The sequence below is a fragment of the Marinobacter sp. Hex_13 genome (assembly GCF_001566815.1).
Taxonomy (GTDB): Bacteria; Pseudomonadota; Gammaproteobacteria; order Pseudomonadales; family Oleiphilaceae; genus Marinobacter; species Marinobacter salarius.
The window spans coordinates 1-18,359 of the sequence record NZ_LSMM01000001.1 but is presented as its reverse complement, the minus strand read 5'-3'; the positions used below and the strand labels follow the sequence as shown (position 1 = coordinate 18,359).

The 18,359-nt window shown below is 57.9% G+C and carries 20 protein-coding genes; 12 read left to right on the top strand and 8 right to left on the bottom strand.

What is annotated here, in order from left to right; all coding sequences use genetic code 11:
* Positions 1-65: 65 nt before the first annotated feature.
* Positions 66-1,640: an ATP-binding protein gene (locus tag AXW11_RS00100; RefSeq protein WP_091641879.1), complete on the bottom strand. Its 1,575-nt coding sequence runs from the start codon at positions 1,638-1,640 to the stop codon at positions 66-68.
* 58 nt (positions 1,641-1,698) lie between these two features.
* Positions 1,699-2,436 (bottom strand): response regulator, encoded by a 738-nt coding sequence (locus tag AXW11_RS00095; protein WP_036204113.1) that lies wholly within the window; start codon positions 2,434-2,436, stop codon positions 1,699-1,701.
* A gap of 299 nt (positions 2,437-2,735) precedes the next feature.
* On the opposite strand from AXW11_RS00095, the gene AXW11_RS00090 reads away from it, so the two are divergent.
* Positions 2,736-3,500, top strand: coding sequence for a GNAT family N-acetyltransferase (locus AXW11_RS00090; protein ID WP_041333504.1), 765 nt, complete (start codon positions 2,736-2,738; stop codon positions 3,498-3,500).
* Positions 3,501-3,536: 36 nt separating this feature from the next.
* A complete protein-coding gene (locus AXW11_RS00085) occupies positions 3,537-4,343 on the top strand; it encodes a lysophospholipid acyltransferase family protein (protein WP_075195991.1) in 807 nt (268 codons plus the stop codon).
* A 1-nt stretch (position 4,344) separates the two neighbouring features.
* Here the strand turns inward: AXW11_RS00085 and AXW11_RS00080 are convergent, their stop codons facing one another.
* The 4 genes from AXW11_RS00080 to AXW11_RS00065 all read right to left on the bottom strand — a co-directional run bounded on the left by AXW11_RS00080 (position 4,345) and on the right by AXW11_RS00065 (position 8,775).
* A complete protein-coding gene (locus AXW11_RS00080; protein ID WP_041333500.1) occupies positions 4,345-4,803 on the bottom strand; it encodes an FKBP-type peptidyl-prolyl cis-trans isomerase in 459 nt (152 codons plus the stop codon).
* A complete protein-coding gene (locus AXW11_RS00075; RefSeq protein ID WP_091641913.1) occupies positions 4,803-7,013 on the bottom strand; it encodes an acetyl-CoA hydrolase/transferase C-terminal domain-containing protein in 2,211 nt (736 codons plus the stop codon). Before AXW11_RS00075 ends, AXW11_RS00080 begins: the two co-directional genes overlap by 1 nt.
* Positions 7,014-7,173: 160 nt before the next feature.
* Positions 7,174-7,488 (bottom strand): hypothetical protein, encoded by a 315-nt coding sequence (locus tag AXW11_RS00070; RefSeq protein WP_007154407.1) that lies wholly within the window; start codon positions 7,486-7,488, stop codon positions 7,174-7,176.
* A gap of 249 nt (positions 7,489-7,737) precedes the next feature.
* Positions 7,738-8,775, bottom strand: a complete 1,038-nt coding sequence (locus tag AXW11_RS00065; RefSeq protein WP_036204104.1) for an NADP(H)-dependent aldo-keto reductase — start codon at positions 8,773-8,775, stop codon at positions 7,738-7,740.
* A gap of 90 nt (positions 8,776-8,865) precedes the next feature.
* On the opposite strand from AXW11_RS00065, the gene AXW11_RS00060 reads away from it, so the two are divergent.
* Both AXW11_RS00060 and AXW11_RS00055 read left to right on the top strand, forming a co-directional pair.
* Complete coding sequence (locus tag AXW11_RS00060) at positions 8,866-10,113, top strand: glycosyltransferase family 4 protein (RefSeq protein ID WP_091641882.1); 1,248 nt, start codon at positions 8,866-8,868, stop codon at positions 10,111-10,113.
* Positions 10,079-10,654 (top strand): phosphatase PAP2 family protein, encoded by a 576-nt coding sequence (locus AXW11_RS00055; protein ID WP_036204101.1) that lies wholly within the window; start codon positions 10,079-10,081, stop codon positions 10,652-10,654. Before AXW11_RS00060 ends, AXW11_RS00055 begins: the two co-directional genes overlap by 35 nt.
* Here the strand turns inward: AXW11_RS00055 and dinB are convergent.
* A complete protein-coding gene (gene dinB / locus AXW11_RS00050) occupies positions 10,629-11,693 on the bottom strand; it encodes a DNA polymerase IV (protein WP_036204097.1) in 1,065 nt (354 codons plus the stop codon). The genes AXW11_RS00055 and dinB overlap by 26 nt on opposite strands.
* A gap of 124 nt (positions 11,694-11,817) precedes the next feature.
* Here dinB and AXW11_RS00045 point away from each other — a divergent pair, with 124 nt between their 5' ends.
* The 5 genes from AXW11_RS00045 to minE all read left to right on the top strand — a co-directional run bounded on the left by AXW11_RS00045 (position 11,818) and on the right by minE (position 14,388).
* Positions 11,818-12,099 (top strand): DUF1244 domain-containing protein, encoded by a 282-nt coding sequence (locus AXW11_RS00045; protein ID WP_091641884.1) that lies wholly within the window; start codon positions 11,818-11,820, stop codon positions 12,097-12,099.
* A complete protein-coding gene (locus tag AXW11_RS00040) occupies positions 12,096-12,485 on the top strand; it encodes a HopJ type III effector protein (protein ID WP_036204091.1) in 390 nt (129 codons plus the stop codon). Before AXW11_RS00045 ends, AXW11_RS00040 begins: the two co-directional genes overlap by 4 nt.
* Positions 12,482-13,252, top strand: a complete 771-nt coding sequence (minC, locus tag AXW11_RS00035; RefSeq protein ID WP_036204088.1) for a septum site-determining protein MinC — start codon at positions 12,482-12,484, stop codon at positions 13,250-13,252. The genes AXW11_RS00040 and minC overlap by 4 nt, the downstream gene beginning before the upstream one ends.
* Positions 13,253-13,317: 65 nt before the next feature.
* Positions 13,318-14,130, top strand: a complete 813-nt coding sequence (gene minD, locus AXW11_RS00030; RefSeq protein WP_036204085.1) for a septum site-determining protein MinD — start codon at positions 13,318-13,320, stop codon at positions 14,128-14,130.
* A gap of 3 nt (positions 14,131-14,133) precedes the next feature.
* Positions 14,134-14,388 (top strand): cell division topological specificity factor MinE, encoded by a 255-nt coding sequence (minE, locus tag AXW11_RS00025; protein WP_007154416.1) that lies wholly within the window; start codon positions 14,134-14,136, stop codon positions 14,386-14,388.
* Positions 14,389-14,396: 8 nt separating this feature from the next.
* On the opposite strand, the gene AXW11_RS00020 is transcribed toward minE, so the two are convergent.
* Entirely contained in the window at positions 14,397-15,410 is a 1,014-nt protein-coding gene (locus AXW11_RS00020) for a DUF2804 domain-containing protein (protein WP_091641887.1), read from the bottom strand.
* Positions 15,411-15,541: 131 nt separating this feature from the next.
* Between AXW11_RS00020 and AXW11_RS00015 the strand changes: the two genes are divergently transcribed.
* The 3 genes from AXW11_RS00015 to AXW11_RS00005 are packed head-to-tail and all read left to right on the top strand — an operon-like array spanning position 15,542 to position 18,247.
* Positions 15,542-16,291 carry an START domain-containing protein gene (locus AXW11_RS00015; protein ID WP_091641889.1) on the top strand — a complete coding sequence of 250 codons (750 nt, stop codon included), beginning with the start codon at positions 15,542-15,544 and terminating at the stop codon, positions 16,289-16,291.
* 58 nt (positions 16,292-16,349) lie between these two features.
* Positions 16,350-16,841 (top strand): CBS domain-containing protein, encoded by a 492-nt coding sequence (locus AXW11_RS00010; RefSeq protein ID WP_036204075.1) that lies wholly within the window; start codon positions 16,350-16,352, stop codon positions 16,839-16,841.
* 20 nt (positions 16,842-16,861) lie between these two features.
* A complete protein-coding gene (locus AXW11_RS00005; protein ID WP_036204072.1) occupies positions 16,862-18,247 on the top strand; it encodes a PhoH family protein in 1,386 nt (461 codons plus the stop codon).
* Positions 18,248-18,359: the final 112 nt, after the last annotated feature.

The following is an 18,359-nucleotide window of genomic DNA, read 5'->3' as shown; positions in this document are numbered from 1 at the left end:
AGTTGAGGTTGTGTTGCGCCTTTGTTACATCAGGTTAGGGGCTGAGAGGCGCATCACAAAACGGCTTAGAGGGTGTGCTCCACCGGCTTCTTGCGAGGCCAGACCAGACTGAAGCGGGCTCCGCCCAACTCGTCGCTGCGACTGACAAACGCCTGCCCGCCATGCCAGTAGAGGATTCTCCTGACAATGGAGAGGCCAAGGCCATAACCGCCCGAGGTTCGGGTACGGCTGTCATCGAGGCGAGCAAATGCAGTAAACACTTTTTCCCAATCCTCTTCGGGAATACCAGGGCCGTCATCCTCCACATCAATGCGGCAATTATCCTCATCAAACTGGCAGTGGACTTTCACGCGGCCGGCCGCGTAGCGTGCAGCGTTTCCTACCAGATTCTGAACCGCCCGGTGCAAATACCGAGGCTCCACATCAGACAGTGACCAACGCTCGGATTCATCGTCAATGTCTGCCTCGATGGTGTGGTCCGGGCGGACCATCTGCTGCTCGCTCACCACCTGGCGAACGATATCAATGACCGACCGCTCCTGAAGCGCAAATACGGGACCACCCTGCTCCAACCGGGCGTAGGTCAGGATTTCATCGATCAGCTCATCAAGCTCCTGGATGTCGCCGTCAATGCCATCAAGCTGCTTCTGGAGCGCCTCCGGAGAATTGGCGCTTTCGATCATCTGGACACCGAATCGAATACGGGCAACCGGTGTTCTCAGCTCATGGGAAACCGCGTGGATCATTTCCCGCTGAACCCCTACCAGCCGCTGGATATGCTCCGCCATACCGTTGAAGGCTGCGGCCAACCGGGACACAAGGCGACTGTCGCCTGCATCCACCCGCGCCCCCATCTCGCCGCGGGCTATGCGAATTGCCACCGACTCCACGGCCCGGAGATTGCTGTCTACATCCCTTAACGCCAGATAGAGAGCCAGTGCGAGAACGCTTCCCGCCACTACGAGCAATAGCAGCATTACCGGCCATGCCCAGGGACTGAAGGGCGCGGGCATGGCCATGTCCACGAGAGTGCCATCTTCCAGACGGATCAACACCTGGGCACGATCCCGGGAGGGATGATGGTATAGCGAGATACCCCGCTCGGAGACGCGTTCGAGAACCTCGGAATCCGGAAGTGCAGCCTGATCTCGAACCGGCAGCAGCTCTACCCCGAGCGTATCGGATAGCTGCGACATGGCACCTTCCCGGCCATCCGAAGACATGTCATCAAGATGCAGGCGAGCGATGAGAGCGGTTGCCTCGGCAACATCGCTGTAGATATCCCGAAATCGCAGGTCGATGATCCCACCGCTATCGTTCCGGACCATCACCTGCTGGCCGATACTGGTGTCCATCGCCACTACCTGGCCATAGGAAAGGCGCTCCATGATGACATCGGACACCGACAGGTTACCCGGCGGCGTCACCCGGAAATCGTAGAAAGACTTGAGCCAGGGATACTGTTGCTGAGGATGAGGAGTCGCGACAAGCCAACGCAACAGGGGCTCTGAAAAACGCTCCTGCCAGTACTGCTCCCTGACGGAATTCACACCCAGGAACAATGCGGCACAAAGCAGGAGAATCAGAAAGGTAAGACCAATCAGCCGGGCGTAAAGCTTGAGAAAAAACTTGAGGGGCATTGCGATAACCCTGGCAATGAACGCCGGCCCCGCCGGGCCAGCGCCAGAGACTGAACAGTCAGGCTTCCTTTACGAACAGGTAGCCTTTGCTGCGTACGGTTTTAATGCGCCTCGGGTGGATGGGATCGTCGCCAATCTTGGGACGTATCCTCGAAACCCGGACATCGATCGAACGGTCCTGGCCATCGTATTCGATCCCTCTCAGGGCGGTGAAGATTTCCTCCCGACTGAGCACTCGGCCAGCATTGCTTGCCAATAGCCAGAGCAGGTCGAATTCCGCGCTGGTGAGGTCGATACTGTCGTCACTCAACCATGCTTCACGCATTGACCTGTCCACCACCAGGTTGTTGAACTGCAGTCTGACCGGTTCTTCACCGCTACCCTCTTCCGCAGCCACCGAACCATTCTCGGTAACCCGCCTCAGCAAGGCGCGGATTCTCGCCAGCAGCACCCTTGGCTGAACCGGTTTGCCGATGTAATCGTCGGCACCCATTTCCAGGCCGAGCACCTGGTCCAGATCGTCCGTGCGGGCAGTAAGCATGATAATCGGGCCTGGATAAAAAGGCCGCGCACGCCTGCAGATAGACAGTCCATCCTCACCCGGTAACATCAGGTCAAGCACGACCAGGTCCGGCTGTTCCTTGCGAATGCGCTCCACCGCGTTCCCACCGTGAGTTTCGAGGGTGACAGTCAACCCGTTACTCTCCAGGTACTCCCTGGTCAGCTCTGCCAGCCTCTCATCATCTTCGACTATAAGAATCCGCCAACTTTCGTTCGTCTGTTCCACGCCATCCATCTCTGATTTTGTTTTTCCGGTTTCTGAAACGTCCGGCCAACGTCACCCCACATGGCCGGAACAGAGCTGCCTGTCAGAAGATCAGCTACCCAACTGACAATACAGGCTACCTCCTGTAACAGCAATTATACATGCTATTCAGAAATATACATGGAACCGCCTGTTCGTTACAGCCCGTGACAAAGGTCACACCTCCACACCGATAACGGGACTTGTCACAAAGTCGTCATCCCCCGTTCATTCCGATGTCACACCGGATTCATAGCCTTGTCGAAAAGTGGAAACAAAGAGGCATTGCCATGAACGCCCAGACCGCCCGCCTGTCACGCTCGGCCCGACAGCTCAAAACCGTCATTACCCAACAGCCGGATCTCGTTGAATCCGCTCAGAAATTGCGCTATCAGGTTTTCTCGGAAGAGTATGGTTCTGACCTGGGGGCTACCGTCCCTGGCATTGATGCGGACGAGTTTGACCGATTCTGCGATCATCTGATTGTCACCGATGAGACCACCGGTGAACTGGTCGCTACAACACGAGTGCTTCACCACAGCCAGGCCATGGAAGCTGGAGGCTTCTATTCCGAGGGTGAGTTCGAACTCTCTTCCCTTTACCAACTCCCCGGGACTGTCGCCGAGCTTGGGAGAACCTGCGTGCACCCGGACTATCGCAATGGTGCGACCATCAGCCTGTTGTGGGCATCCGTTGCGGAATACCTGGTATCGCGAAACGTGGATTACCTGATTGGCTGCGCCAGTATCGGTATGTCAGATGGCGGCCTGAAAGCCTGGCGCATAGCCCGATACCTGCAGCGGGAATTCCTGGCCGGCGAGGAATACCGAGTGACTCCGTTGCGGGCGATGCCACACCTGACTCACACTGTCAGCGAGGATCGCCCGGTGGACGTTCCCGCGCTGATCAAGGCCTACATGCGCCTCGGCGCCCGCGTATGCGGCGAGCCCTGCTGGGACCCGGACTTCCGTTGCGCAGACCTGTTGGTGGTGCTGGACGTCAACAACCTGGCCAGTCGCTACAGCCGCCATTTCATGCGTAAACAGGCCCAGTAGACAACCGGGACTACCCTGGCAACCCGAGGATTGGTTATGGAACTGATACGCCTGACCGCAAGACTGGTACTCTTTACCGGCTTCATGGGCCTGACGGCAACGCTTGCCGGCACTCTGTTACTGGTTGAGACCCTGTTCCGCTGCCAAATCGACCGCGCGCCCTTCGCCCGCATCTGCTTTAACGGAGCCAGTCGCTGCCTTGGCTTTCGCATGTCCACGCAGGGCACCTTCAGCAACAGGCCCGTGCTCTATGTCAGCAACCACATCTCCTGGTCGGACATTCCTGTACTTGGCGGACAGGTGCCCCTGCGCTTCCTGTCCAAAGCGGAAGTAGGCCGCTGGCCGGTGATCGGTTGGCTGGCCACGCAGGCGGGCACGCTGTTCATTCAGCGCGGCAGTGGCAAAGCCGGCCAGGCCCGCGACGAAATTGCCCGCACCCTTCTGAACGGGCAGTCGGTGCTGGTGTTTCCCGAAGGCACCACCACAGCCGGAGTGACCGTCCTGCCCTTCCATAGCCGGCTGCTTCACGCCGCGGCGGATGCAGGCGTGGACATACAACCTCTGAGCATCGGTTATTTGAGAAACGGCCATCCCGACCATTTGGCGCCGTTCATTGGCGACGATGAGTTTCAGCATCATTTAATGCGCATGCTGCGCCAGCCGGCGGTCGAGGTCGGCGTTATCGCCCATCCGGTGGTGACTATCGACGACAGCACGGACCTGACAGATGTAACGCGGGATTTGCGGCAGACAGTACACGATGGGTTGCGGCAGATTCAGGCGGGACGCCTTTCAGACCAGGCATCAGACGGGCCGACAGCGGTTGCCGGCCCGGAGCTGTAATTCAGCTCAGCGGATGGCCGGCGTTGATTTCCTCTTCCGTGGCTTCACGCTTACCGATGATCTCCAGATCAAAGTACAGGGTAAAACCCGCCAGAGGATGGTTGGCATCCACCCGCACCAGATTACCATCAATGCTTACCACCTGTACCACCTGGGCCGTGTCGCCGGTATTGGTTTGAAACTTCATCCCTACCTGCAGGTTCTCCACGTTCTCGAACATGGAACGAGGTACTTTGCGGATCAGCTCCGGATTATGTTCTCCATACGCCATGGCCGGAGGTACGGTCACTTCCAGGCAATCACCGACATTACGGTCTTTCACCGCTTTCTGGATGCCTTCGATGATTTCCGGGCTGCCTTCCAGGAAATGAAGCGGCTCGCTGCCCTCGGAGGTGTCAACCAGCTCACCGAGCTTGTTCTTGAGGACATAGTGGACGGTTAATACAGCAGGTTTTTGCATCAGGCGTTTGTGTTTCCTGTATTCGGGGGTGTATCAGTCAGATTCAGGCCATGGATAACCAGGCGCCGGTCCAGTCTCGCCTTCAGGCTCCGGGGTTTATCCAGGCTCATGCGCTCCAGCAACGGCTGGTAGCGATTGTCGTCGTCGTTTGCCTTAACGGCGCGCCACAAAGTCAACAGTTTACCACGACGAGTCGCCGTTGCGGCCTTCAGAGTTTGTAAAGCCTTGCCCAGCCGGAGTTCTTCATCGGTAAAGTCCCGCCCGAACGGGAATGCTGGAAACATATCCGTGTCTCCGGCGATCTTTACAGCCTCTCCAACCGCCTCCGGCGTGTTATTGCACCAGTGCTCAGGCAGACGAAACGAAGCATCCACTTTTCCCGCTTTCTGGGCCTGCTTGAGCAAATCGGCCTGGAAACGGGAATCTGCAATGCGGATCAGTTGCAGGTATACCTGCTCGTCGGACTGACCCCTCAGATCCGCAATACCGTACTCGGTGATGACTATGTCGCGAAGATGACGGGGAATGGTGCAGTGCCCGTAACTGAAGACAATGTTGGACAGTGTTTCCTCACCGGACTTACGGGTGCTGCGCAGGGTCAGGATAGACCGCGCGCCCGGCAGCTCGTGGGCCATGGCGACAAAATTGTACTGGCCGCCAACACCGCTGACCACACGGCCGTCTTCCAGCCCGTCGGACACGGCCGCACCGCTTAGCGTATGCATCATCGCCGAGTTGATAAACCGGCCATGCACCCTCTGTGCAGCTTTCAGACGCTGGTTGCCGAATGCGTGGTCATATAAGTGGTTGATGTAGTTGACGCTGGTCATGCAGATGCGTTGGCGGTCGCGCGGCGCCAGGTCCCGCAACCGCTGATAGAAGGCTTCGGGGCCGACGAAGAAGCCACCATGCACCACAATCCCTCCGGTCAGTGACTTTCCCAGGGCCAACGACTCAATGGCGCTTCTCGCCTCCTCACTGTCGAGATCCGGATCCAGGGATTGCTCGCCCACACGCAACCGCCCGCCTTTGAACTCGACCTCCGGATTCAGGATGCCGTAACGACACAGCCACTGCACGTCCCTGGCCCGTAACGGCGAGTCGATCAACTGTTCCCGCCGCAGGACATCAAGGGTGTCGAGAGAAACACTGTGAGTAAGTTCGCCCCGGTTTATCAATGTTTGCAGTCCGGCATGATCAAACACCTCGCGGGTCAGGACACCCGCCTCCATGAGGTAAATAAAACCATCCACCATCATTTCACTGCAGCCGTAGAGTCCCTCCTCGAAGACATCCGTGCCACCGTACTCGGAAACCACCGGGAAGCGGTCTGCCACCTTCAGGTGATCAAACACCTGCTTCCAATGCTCGTTGTGACGATGCCGCAGAATCGCGCTGTGAACCAACGCCGCGCCCAGCGAGCCAATCCCCACCTGCAGGGTCCCTCCATCCCGGAGCAACGCACTGGCGTAGAACCCGATAAGGTGATCCTCCGGGCTGACCGACATTTGCGGTGCCGAAAACAGGGGGTAGTCGGAGGCGGCATGCTCCAGGACGATATCAAACTGGCCCGTCTCGACGGCGGCGTCATTGCCGAGAAAGGGCAAATGGCTGTTGGTCTCTGCCACCAACGCCACGGGGGTTCCGGCCGCTTCCCGCGCCCGTAACAGGGGCAGCAGGTCCAGACTCAGATCCGGGTTGCAGCTCAGGCTAACGTAGCCTTCCTGATCCGGCTCGGTCGCCGGAGCCACCATCTGGCCGACGACATTGACACCGAGCGCCATAAGGTCGCGCACTGCATGGGTGTAGTTGGTACAGACATAGTTGCGCTGTTGGTCCTTGTTATTCAGGAAGGACCCGGCCTTGAAGAAGAACTCGGATACCCGCACGTTCTCGGGCAAACGCTGACCAATCACGTCCCGTGCGTAATCAAGTTCCGGAATCCGCCCGTACAGGCGCTCGGCGAACGGGCCCATGAAACGCTTTTCCAGCGATGAACTGCCACCGGGCGCGGTCAGGGATAGCGCCGTGACAATGTGAAGCTCTATGGACGGATCGTCCTTGGCACGCTGGTAGAGAGCATTGGCAAAACGTATGGGTTTACCAAGCCCCAGTGGCAGGCCGAGTGTGATGCGCTTACCCACCCGGTGAATCAGCTCGTCTACACAGGCGCTGCTGTCTGCGAGCGTTACCGGTTGTTCCTCCACCATCGCGGCCATAGTGTTACTCCCTTAGTTGCCGTCAGAATGCTTACCGATATGGATAATCACATGTGCCATTGCGACAGGCAATGCACTGAGACAGATAAGCGGTGGCGAGGATTCGTGGGAGGTCAGTCAGGGTTCAGGAGGAGAAAACGTCGGCGGGAGTTCAAAAATTCCAGCGAAGGTTGAGGCAGGCGCCCTCTTCAAGCAATGCGATACCGTGGTCTGGCTTGGCACGATCAGACGCGTAGGACTTCTTTCCCGAATCTGAGTCGCTGAGACTGAGGCTCAGCAGGCGAGAACCAATGGTCGCATACATGTCGGATTCTTCACGCTCGAAGTCACCCGACATCTCTTCCTGAAGCTGATACACATTCTCGGCCGGAACTTCGTCTGCAAACACACGTTCGCTCGCTTCGGCGCGAACGACGAAGGCGATCATGTTGAGTGCAAGTAGTGCGACGAAGATACGGATAATCATAATAATTCTGGCGACCTGTAATCGAAGCGGAATTCTACTGTCATGTAATGCTTAAGTCTAATGATTAAAGGTCAGAAAGATGTGATTTTGCACACAAAAGCGCCGCTTTTTTGTCACAGGATCACCGCATTTTTGTCAAGAAAACAGCAATTTTTGTTGCAAACTGTAAGCACCCCACTCTGCCGCCTGTAACGGTCAGAGTGGCTGCTTCACGATGGGAGTTGTTAAAAAACCGTAACGCTTGCAGGATTAAGGGCAGGGGTAGGTGTACACCTGGTTAAGGTTCTCTATCTCCCCAAGCACCTCTTCGCTCAGGGACACCGACGCTGACCCCAGGTTTTCACGAAGCTGCTCAAGCGTCGTGGCCCCAATAATGTTGCTGGTAACGAAATCACGGCTGGTCACGTACGCCAGCGCCATCTGTACCGGTGACAGCCCGTGGCTGGCCGCCAGGTCTACGTAGGCTCGGGTCGCCTCGGCACCACGACCGCTGGTGTAACGGGTGAAGCGCTCAAACAAGGTCATCCTGGCGCCTTCCGGGCGCTTGCCATCGAGATATTTGCCAGAGAGCATGCCGAAGGCCAGCGGGGAGTACGCGAGCAGACCAACCTGTTCACGGCAGGCAATTTCCGCCATTCCCACCTCAAACGTGCGGTTGAGCAGGTTATAGGGGTTCTGGACGCTGACCACCCTGGGCCAGTCATGCTCCCGGGCCAGCCTGAGGTATTCGTTCGTTCCCCATGGGGTTTCGTTGGAGATTCCTACGTGGCGGACTTTGCCTTCCTTGACCAGCTCCGCCAGTGTGCCCAGTGTCTCTTCAATGGGGGTCGCCTGCTCGTCCACACTGTGCCGGTACCCCAGCTTGCCAAAGAAATTGGCGTTACGATCCGGCCAGTGCACCTGATAGAGGTCGATATAATCGGTCTTGAGCCGGCGCAGGCTGTCTTCACAGGCCTGACGAATATGGTCCCGGGTCAGGCGCGGGCCATCCCGGAGGTAACCCAGTCCATTACCCGGCCCCGCCACTTTGGAAGCAATCACCAGATCGTCGCGACGGCCCCGCTTCGCCAGCCAGTTGCCCAGATAGCTTTCCGTGAGGCCCTGGGTTTCAGCCCGCGGGGGCACCGGGTACATCTCCGCGGCATCGATGAAATTAATGCCCTCGGAGGTGGCCAGGTCCAGCTGCTCAAACGCTTGCTGTTCGGTATTTTGCTCGCCCCAGGTCATGGTGCCCAGGCAAATCTCGCTTACATCAATGTCGGTCCTGCCGAGCTTGCGGGTTTTCATGCGTACTCCCGAATCTGATTGGTGAAAAAGGTAAAGGGATTGTCACGGGATTGTCCCGGAACTGTCATGCCAGGTTTCCATAGTGGAGGCATGAAAGAGGAAACCACAGGTAACACCGCGATGAGAGTCACCCAGGCTTCAGGGCGCAAGCACCACATTACCATTGTTTCGGAGACCTTTCCTCCGGAAATCAATGGCGTGGCGAACACCCTCAGGCACCTATGCCTGGGCCTGATGCAACGTGGCCACAAGGTAACGGTCATCCGTCCACGCCAGCGCCATGAATCGAAAGGACGATTCGATGGTGCCGGGGAATGCCTGTTTTCCGACGAGCAAGTTGTGACCGGCCTGCCGCTACCGGGTTACAGTGACCTGAGGTTCGGAATGACCCGGCCGGGCTTCCTGGCCTCACTCTGGAAGCATCAACGCCCGGATGCCATTTACGTTGCCACTCAAGGCCCCCTCGGCGTAGCGGCCGTTGCGGCCGCCAGACGGGCCGGCATCCCGGTCAGTTCCGGCTTTCACACCAACTTCCATGCCTACAGTCGCTACTACGGTGCCGGGTTCCTGGAAAAACTGTTGTGCAGCTACGGCCGTTGGTTTCATAACAGGACGGCCATAACACTGGTCCCCACCCGGAAAATCGCACAGACCACCCATGACATGGGCATTCAACCGACATCGGTCTGGAGTCGCGGCGTTGACTCCACCCGTTTTTCGCCCCACAAACGGGACGCGATGCTCCGGCAACAATGGGGGCTGCAAGCCAACGACCGCGCGGTACTCTATGTTGGTCGCCTCGCTCCGGAAAAAAACCTTCAGATGGCGGTGTCATGCTTTGAGCGTATCCGCGGGCTGCACCCCTGCGCGAAATTCATACTCGTAGGTGATGGGCCGATGCGCAAGCGCCTTGCCGAACGCCATCCGGATTACATTTTTGCAGGAACCCGCCGTGGCGAAGATCTGGCCCGGCACTATGCCTCCGGTGACATCTTCCTGTTCCCCAGCAAAACCGACACCTTCGGCAACGTGGTTACTGAAGCCATGGCCAGCGGCCTGGCGGTGGTTGCTTTTGACGATGCCGCCGCCAGCGAACATATCCGCCATGAAGACAACGGCATGAAGGCTCAGCTCAGCAACGACGAAGGCTTTGTCGATCATGCCCTGCGCCTGGCCGACCAGCCAACCCTGATGAACAGGGTACGGGCACAGGCACGCCTGGACGCACTGGACCTGAATTGGGCCGCACAGGTTGAGCAGTTCGAACACCTGATACTGAACCAGCCACTGAGGAACAGCTACAATGCCCTCCACAAGCAAGGCATCTCGCTTCTTTAACGTGGTGGATCAGAGGGAATTTGCCCTCTGCCAGTCCATCAATCGCTCTCTGCGGTTTCGACCGGTGCAGGGGTACTTCAAGGTTGTCAGCCGGCTGGGTGATGGTTGGCTATGGTATCTGGTCATCCTGTCGATGCCAGTGCTTATGCCTCAGGCCGGGCTCGCCATCGCGCTGCTGATGGTGGCTACCGGCCTCACCTGCACCATTACCTACAAGCTGCTGAAGCGCTGGCTGATCCGCGAGCGCCCGTTTATATCGTTTCCTTCGATAAACTGCGGCACACCGCCCCTGGACCGTTACAGCTTTCCGTCCGGTCACACCCTACATGCCGTCTGCTTCAATACGGTGCTGGCCATGACAGCGCCTGAGGTGGCCTGGCTGTTGTTGCCGTTCACCCTGAGTGTTGCCGCCTCCCGGGTCGTGCTCGGCCTTCATTACCCCAGCGATGTAGCGGCAGGCGCCTTGATCGGCGGTTGCCTGGGCCTGGCTTCGGTTAACGGCCTGTACGACCGGTTTATTCAAATAGCCGCAGTTGCATAACCGGCGACTCATCACTGCGAAAGCGCACGCCCAGTCCCAACAGGCGCACCGGGCGGCCCGTATCAGTCACCAGTTCATCCAGCAGCGGCTGATAGTCTTCCAGCTCGGGCTCCTGAATCCGGTCGCGCACACGCTCCAGGGTATGGGTGGAAAAGTCGCTGTAACGAATCTTGATAAACAGCTTGTGAATGGGTTTTCGGCCGGCCTTGCGGCTGAGCCGGAGGTTCAGGTCGGCCACCAGCGAGGCCATCACCGACTCGCAGGCGCGCTTGTCCGGCAGGTCCTGGGAAAAGGTCCGTTCCACGCTGACGGACTTGGCAATGCGCGACACCACCACATCCCGGTCATCACGGCCGAACGCCATTTCCCGCAGCCGGTACCCCTGCTTGCCAAACTTCTCCGGCAGGGCTTCAGCGGGTAGCGCCTGAATGTCGCCACAGGTGGCAACGCCCATCGTGTGAAGTTTGCCAGCGGTCACTTGCCCCACGCCAAAAAGCTTTTCGACCTTCAGGTCCTGAACGAAACCTTTGACGTCCTCAGGGCGGATCACGAACAGGCCGTCAGGTTTTTTCCAGTCACTGGCAATCTTCGCCAGGAACTTGTTGGGGGCCACACCGGCGGAAATAGTGATACCCACCTCATCTTTCACTCGCTTGCGCAAGTATTGCGCCATCAACGTGGCACTGCCCTTATGCTCGGTTACCTCGCTGACATCCAGGAAGGCTTCGTCCAGCGACAGCGGCTCCACCAGATCGGTCAACTCCCTCAGGATGGCCATCACCTGTTTCGACACCGCCCGGTAGCGGGCCATGTCCGGCGGCACGGTCACCAGGCCGGGGCACAAGCGCCGGGCTTCGCCGCCAGGCATGGCGGACCGCACGCCAAAAGCCCTCGCTTTATAGTTGCAGGTGGTAACCACTCCGCGGCCGCCTTCGCCACCCACGGCCAACGGAACTTCCCTTAATGATGGATCGTCCCGCATTTCCACGGCGGCGTAGAAGCAGTCGCAATCTACATGGATAATCTTGCGCTGGGCCATGACTCTTCAATCAAGTAAATTATCTGTACATATGTACAGCCTTGTATCTTACGGTAACATGCTGAGAATGTCAGGAGCTCCGAGTAGCAACTCCCAACGACGACAGAGACAGGTGTGAGCAATCATGACAAACCCGATCCCAGAACAATCGCAGACGGAAATCGAAGCCGCCGCGTTTCGAAAGCTGGTCAACCATCTGCGCGAGCACACCGAGGTCCAGAATATTGACCTTATGAACCTGGCAGGGTTCTGTCGCAATTGCCTCTCCAAATGGTATCGCGCCGAAGCCGCCGAGAGAGGCTTCGAGCTGTCTGACCCGGACGCCCGGGAGCTCATCTATGGCATGCCTTATGAAGAGTGGAAAGCCCGCTATCAGCAAGGGCCCAAACAGGACCACAAGGCATGAACGTCAATGACGCGGTTCGTATCCACCTGGCATCGGTTGAGGCCGGCCATGGCGACTTTGACGATACCCTGGCGCTGATTGACCGATTCTTCGACTATCAGCCCACCGGGTTTCACAACGGACCGCTGTACAATGGCACCGGCGAGAACGCCGGTTCATGCCGGGTATTTTCCCTGGCCCAATACTGCAACCTGACCGAATCCGACACTTTGCGTCTGTTTGCCCAGCACTACCAGCAAGTGCTGGACGAACCGGCAGGTGAAAGCCATGGCAATATCCGCCAGTTCATGGGCACCGGCTGGTCCGGTATCCGCTTTGACGGCCCGGCGCTTCGCAAACGCCCGGGCACCACTCAGGACGACACCACGGAAGAGACCCATCCATGAGCGAGACCGCCGTATCCGGGGTAAAGCAGTGCTTCCAACTGAAGAGTGCGAACGTTTCCATGACCGCACTGGAGCTGTATTTTTTTGACAATGACGACTTCGAAAGCACGCTCAGAGACAAAATCAGCCAGGCCCCCGGATTCTTCAAGGACATCCCCCTGATCATCAGCCTGGAAAAGTATGAGGGGCTGAGCAGCGAACTGGATTTTTTCAAGATCATCGGCGCCTGCCGCCGCCACAACATCCATGTCATCGGCGTACGCGGTGGCAACGATGATCAGCGCCGCCTCGCCCGCGGTGCGTCATTGGCGCTGCTTCCCGGTGGCAACCAGCGCGACCGGGACATCGATACCGCGCCGGCCACGGAATCGGCCGCCACTGAACCGACCGAAAACCCGACTCCCGCCAGGGTCGAGAATCCGGGTGAGCCAGCGCCCGCGAAAATCATCAACCAGCCAGTCCGTTCGGGCCAGCAGGTTTACGCACCCGAGGGCGACCTGATCATCCTTGCGCCGGTTCAAGCCGGCGCCGAAGTGCTTGCGGCCGGCAACGTTCATGTGTACGGACCATTGCGCGGGCGGGCCCTCGCGGGTATTCACGGCGCGGAACATGCACGGGTATTCTGCCAGTCTCTTGAAGCAGAGCTTGTGTCCATCGCCGGACACTATAAAATCTCCGAAGATCTTCAGGACAACGGCTGGAAAACCGCCGTACAGATCCAGCTCAGGGATGACCTGCTGGTGGTAACGCCACTGGAGAAGGCCTGAAAAGAACGTAACTACCCGCACGGGCGGGAAAAACGACGAATCCACCGCAAAACAGGAATGCAACCTTGGCTAGAATCATTGTCGTTACCTCAGGAAAAGGTGGCGTAGGTAAAACCACAACCAGCGCCTCTATCAGCACCGGCCTGGCGAAGCGAGGCCACAAAACCGTGGTGATCGATTTCGACGTGGGCCTGCGCAACCTTGATCTCATCATGAACTGCGAACGCAGGGTGGTGTACGACTTCGTGAATGTGATCCAGGGCGAAGCCACTCTCAACCAGGCTCTGATCCGGGACAAACGGGTCGACACCTTGTATATCCTGCCGGCCTCCCAGACCCGGGAAAAGGAAGCCCTGACCAAAGATGGCGTTGAGAAGGTGATCAACGAGCTGTCCGAGCGGTTTGACTACATTGTCTGTGATTCTCCCGCCGGCATTGAGCATGGCGCCCTGATGGCGCTCTACTATGCCGATGAGGCGGTAGTTGTTACCAACCCGGAAGTGTCCTCGGTGCGGGATTCAGACCGTATTCTCGGCATCCTGCAGAGCAAATCGCGGAGAGCCGAGATGGGGCAGGACCCCGTAAAGGAACACCTGCTGCTATCCCGCTACAACCCGGATCGGGTGGAAAAGGGCGAAATGCTTTCCGTGGCCGATGTGGAGGAAATTCTCGCCATCCCCCTGCTGGGCGTGATTCCGGAGTCCCAGGTGGTACTGAATGCCTCCAACCAGGGCGTTCCGGTCATTCTTGAGGAAGACAGCGATGCCGGACAGGCCTATGATGATGCCGTGGCCCGCCTTCTGGGTGAGGAGCGAGAACATCGCTTCATGACGTCCCAGAAAAAAGGTTTCTTCTCACGGATGTTCAAGGGGGGCTGACGGATGAGTTTCCTGGATTATTTCAAGAGCAAGAAAAACAACCGGTCCGCCAGCGTTGCCAAGGAACGCCTACAGATCATTGTTGCCCACGAACGGGGCCAGCGCGACCAACCTGACTACCTGCCAGAATTGCAGAAAGAGCTGCTTGCGGTCATCCGCAAGTACGTTCAGATCAGCGATGACCAGGTCCAAGTGGAAGTTGACCGCAACGACAGCTGTTCGGTACTGGAACTGAACGTTACCCTGCCGGAACACTGACCGCGCCACTACCAGCGTGCGAAGTGATCCTCCATCAATCCCCGTAGCCCGTCTACGGGGATTGAGTTGCCCGCCTCATCGCGCACTGTGCCGGAAAAGGTACCGATGTACTGGCGGAAATTGGAGGCAATCAGCCATGCATTGAGTCGCTCCCGCCGAACCCCCGATGGCTCAAACCAGAGATCGATTCTGCCATCGTCCGTGGTGACCTGCCAGGGTGCGGTTTCATCGTAGCGATCAAACACGAAACGGGCCTGCCCGAGCTTGATACAGCGCCCTTCCAGCCAGAGCGCATTTTCCGTCATACCGGTTTCATTCACGCCCGCCGCCAGATTGAGACCAACGGCACGGCCATCTGCCAGCACCCCTGCCAGGCTTGCCCAGTTCCAGGCGGTTTCGCGCCTCATAAAGCCGCAACTCCAATCAACGGCTGCGCGTGACAGCGAGTCGCATTGCCAGCTCTGTCCCTGCCACCGAATGTCTCCGGACACCGGCAGACCCGCTGATTTACGGGTAAACACCCAACCGCTGTAACCGGCTGGGCACACCAGTCGCAGAGGGCGGGTGTCCCCTTCTATATTCAGGGCTATCCGGAGGTCGCTGGGGCCGGAAACCAACACACCACGCGAGTGGCCGTCCGACGTAATACGAACGCATGTTTTCCCTTTACGAAACTCCGTCACCCCGGTTTCAGGCCTTGGCTCAATGTAAGTCCCCTTCGCCAATGGCTGCGTCAGGGACTGCTCCAGCATCTGCCCGGTCTTGAAATCATAAAGATAGAAAAACGCCGTACTGACCAGTTTCAGATCCACTACCGCCAGCCCGAACACCCAACCCGGCGCCATCGCACTGACGAACTGGAACTGGTTAAAACGGGCTTTACGGGCCAGGGCCGAGCGCGGTTTATCCATCACCGTACGGAGGTCAAAGTCCCGGTAGTTGATGACATCCACCGGTGTGTCCAATACGCCGTAGGGAATCCGCCCCCAGTCATCGATCAGTCGCTTGTTCGCTTTTTTCATCGTCAATTCGGGCCAAATGTTAACGTCAGGAATTCAGTCAGTTACCCAGTTCACAAACCCCCGATCGTAGCAGGTTGGCACCAGATCAGTCGTGCTAGACTCGCCCGACCATGTTCAAGGAAGTGTACCTCATGCAAAACCTGAGAGCCCGTGGCAACCAACGCCTGGCCAATCGACGCGTCATCTGGCTTGCAGCCACCACGGTTTTCCTGCAGGCCTCAGGTTTGACCTTCGCCGGGCTGCCAGCCGAAGACTCAGAGAACTGGAGCCTTCGCAAGGAAACCGATCGTATCCAGGTCTATACCACTGACCAGCCGGACTCCAGCTTCCAGGCCTTCAAGGCTGTGGCTGTGCTTGATGTGCCGATCGAGAATCTGATGGCGGTTATGATCAATCCCAAATCCTGTGTCCAGTGGGTTCATAACTGCTCGGAATCCTATGCCTTCGGCTCGGGTGACTTTGATGAGCGCTACGCCTACTCGGTCAACGATATGCCCTGGCCGGTCACCGACCGGGATTACGTACTACGGATTCGCACCCGGGGCCAACAGGCCGACGGCGAAATCGTGATGGACCTCAATGCCATTCCCGATCAACGGGAGGAAGAAGATGACTACATCCGTGTCGACAAGTCCGACACCCTTTACCGCTTTGTTCCCGAAGACGACCAGACCCGGATGATCTGGGTTCAACACACCGAGCCAAACGGTTCGATACCCGGCTGGCTGGTCAACACCCTGCTGGTGGACATTCCTATCCGTTCCATGGAGCAGTTGGAGCGGGTTGCCCAGTGGGACCGTTACCAGAACTACGAACTGATCTATGACTCGCAGGGCCAACTGAAAGATGTAGTCCCCAAAGCTGAATCAGGGGATGACTAGAACATCAGTAACAGCTAAGCTCTTTTACAAAGGACCTGCAAACGGAGCCGATTCGTCAATGACCGTTCTCGCTTACGAGATCATGACCCCGAGCATCAAGGCCGTACCCCAATCCTGGACGATGGACCGTCTGGCCAGGTTCCTAACCGACAACGAAATCACCGGCAGCCCGGTTACCGACGAAACGGGCGAGATTGTCGGCATTGCCACCCTGAAGGACATCACCGAATTCCGCTGGAACGCCAGCCGTTCCGAGTCCGATGCGCGCATGACCCCGGAAGAAGAACACGAAGCCCGGCGCCTGCGCATGGCCATTTTTGAGGAGATGGGCAAGGTGCCGGTGGAAGTGCGTGACATCATGACCCCTATCGTTTTATCGGTTGACGAGCAAACGCCTGTGCGCGACATTGCCGATATTATGATGCGTGAACACCTGCACCGGATTTTCATCACCAAAGACGAAAAGATCACCGGTATTGTGACCACGTATGACATGCTCAAACTGATCTCCGACCAGGAGCTCACCAACCGCTGTGCCGGGAACGGCTGACCAGAGAGGTATCACACCCTATGCCAAGAGCATCGCAGGCTCGCAGAAAGATGTATGTCCTCGACACCAACGTCCTCATCCACGACCCGAACGCCCTCCTGAACTTTGAAGAACACGACGTCATCATTCCGATGACGGTCCTCGAAGAACTCGACAGTCTCAAATCCGGCAAACAGGCCGTTGCTGCCGATTGCCGACAGGCCATCCGCAACATCGACAAGTTGCTGGGTGACGCCAGCCCAGGAGAAATCGAGAAAGGCGTACCCATCGTGCGCGGCAAGAAAGCAGAACCGCTCGGCGCGTTATCGATACTGATGAGCACGGACTACCAGGGCAACCATGGCCTGCCCGAGCACCTGAACGACAACAAGATCATCAATACCCTGGCGGCCCTGCAAACCCGCCACACATCGCGCGACATCATCCTTGTCAGCAAGGACATCAACATGCGATTGAAAGCCCGGGGCTTCGGCGTGGAGGCCCAGGACTATCACAACGACATGCTGCTGGACGATATTGACCTGCTGCCGAAAGGGTACAAAGAATTCCCGAACTCGTTCTGGGACACCATCGAGAAGGTCGAAACCATCCAGCGGGAGGGTATTACCGAACACATCCTTCGTCGTGAGGGCGACCTGGCCAGGCTGACCATCAACGAGTTCGTGATTGATGAACAGGGATTCGTTGGCAAGGTGTCTGATGTGGGCGAAGACCAGATTGTCATTCGGGATCTGCACCAGCACGATCTGATGCACGAGGAAGTCTGGGGCCTCGTACCGCGGGATATATACCAGGCCATTGCCCTGAACCTGCTGCTGGACCCCGATATCCACCTGGTAAACCTGACCGGTTCCGCCGGCTCCGGTAAAACCATCCTCGCTCTCGCGGCCTGTATCGAAATGACGGTTGCCAGCAAGCTGTACAAACGCATCATCGCCACCCGTAGCACCCAGGGTCTGGACGAGGACATTGGCTTCCTCCCCGGCACCGAAGCGGAGAAAATGGAGCCCTGGCTGGGGGCCATCGTGGACAACCTCGAAGCTCTCCACGAAGACGATGAAAATATGACCGCCAGCGTGGACTACATCCTCAGCAAGGTGCCATTGCACTTCAAGTCGATGAACTACATTCGTGGCCGCAGCTTCCAACACAGCCTGATCATCATCGACGAATCCCAGAACCTGACGCCGCATCAGATCAAGACCATCATCACCCGTGCCGGCAACGGCTCCAAAGTGATCTGCCTGGGTAACCTGGCTCAGATCGACACCCCTTATCTGAGCGCCCTGAGCTCGGGACTCACCTACATGACCGAGCGCTTCAAGAGTTTCCGCCATGGCGGGCACATTCACCTACAGGGCGTCCCACGTTCTGTTCTGGCGGAGTACGCCGAAGCGAATCTCTAACCAGCGCGATCGAGTAGGAGGGGGAGTCACCTCCCCCGTCCTCTCACACCACCGTACATACGGTTCCGTATACGGCGGTTCATGGCTGACTCTGAAGCCGGGCCATCGTATC